Source organism: Alcanivorax sp. HI0044 (assembly GCF_001634945.1).
Genome location: NZ_LWEZ01001641.1, coordinates 1 through 1130 on the forward strand (window position 1 = coordinate 1; position 1130 = coordinate 1130).

The following is a 1130-nucleotide window of genomic DNA, read 5'->3' on the forward strand; positions in this document are numbered from 1 at the left end:
AGTCGTGCGCGTTCCGCTGTTCGTGCAGACCGGTGAAATCGTCAAAGTGGACACCCGGACCGGCGATTACGTGGGTCGGATTAAAAGCTAGACGCCTGACGCCAGATGCCTGACGAGCATACCCCAATGCATGACTGGCAGCCCACCGCCTCTCTGGAGGCCATGAAAGCGCGCGCTGAGCTGCTACGCACAGTGCGCGCCTTTTTTGATGCCCGCAACGTGCTGGAAGTGGACACCCCGCAACTGGCCCACCACGGCGTCAGCGACCTGCACATCCAGTGCATCCCAGTGGCAGGTTACGGCTACCTGCAGAGCTCCCCCGAATACCACATGAAACGACTGCTGGCCGCCGGCAGCGAGCCGATCTACCAGATCTGCAAGGCGTTCCGGGATGGTGAGGCCGGCAGGCGACACAACCCGGAGTTCACCATGCTGGAATGGTATCGGCCGGGCTTTTCCCTCAAGGATCTGGTGGACGAATGCCTGGCGCTGTTTGCCAAACTCTTTTGCGACACGCCCTCGCAGACTTACTCCTTTCGCGAACTGTTCCTGCAGGTCACCCGGCTTGATCCGCTCACCGCCAGTGACGCGGAACTGGTGGCCTGCGCGCAATACCATGGCGNACCGCCAGGGCTGAGCAAAACCGCCGCCGTGGACTACCTGATGGCCACCAAAGTGGAAGCTGCCCTGCCCGCCGAACAGCTCTCTGTGGTCACTGACTTCCCCGGCTGGGCCGCCGCACTGGCGCAAACCCATAAAGACGAAGACGGCGCCTTGCTCGCCCGCCGATTCGAGATCTATTACCGCGGCCTGGAACTGGCCAACGGCTATCAGGAACTCACCGACCCGGACGAACAACGCCAACGTTTCGAGCAGGACAATACCCTGCGCAAGAAGCATGGATTGAACCCCATGGCCGCGGATCCTTTCTTGCTTGACGCCATGGACGCCGGCCTGCCCGCCTGCAGCGGCGTAGCCATGGGCGTAGAGCGGCTACTGATGGCACAGCAAAGCCATGGCCGCATTGACGACGTCCAGACCTTTCCCTGGTCCCGCGCCTGAACCCGCTTTTCGCTTCAATCACCGGGAGAGAATGTTCACGCTCCACACGGCTCACGTTCAGCAGACCC

1 protein-coding gene and 1 pseudogene are annotated in these 1130 nt (G+C 61.8%); both read left to right on the forward strand.

Annotated elements, in window-relative coordinates; all coding sequences use genetic code 11:
* Positions 1-91: pseudogene (locus tag A3730_RS29985) on the forward strand (elongation factor P); the annotation flags it as partial.
* Positions 92-126: 35 nt separating this feature from the next.
* Positions 127-1062: an EF-P lysine aminoacylase EpmA gene (epmA, locus tag A3730_RS24725; protein ID WP_063539198.1), complete on the forward strand. Its 936-nt coding sequence runs from the start codon at positions 127-129 to the stop codon at positions 1060-1062.
* Positions 1063-1130: the final 68 nt, after the last annotated feature.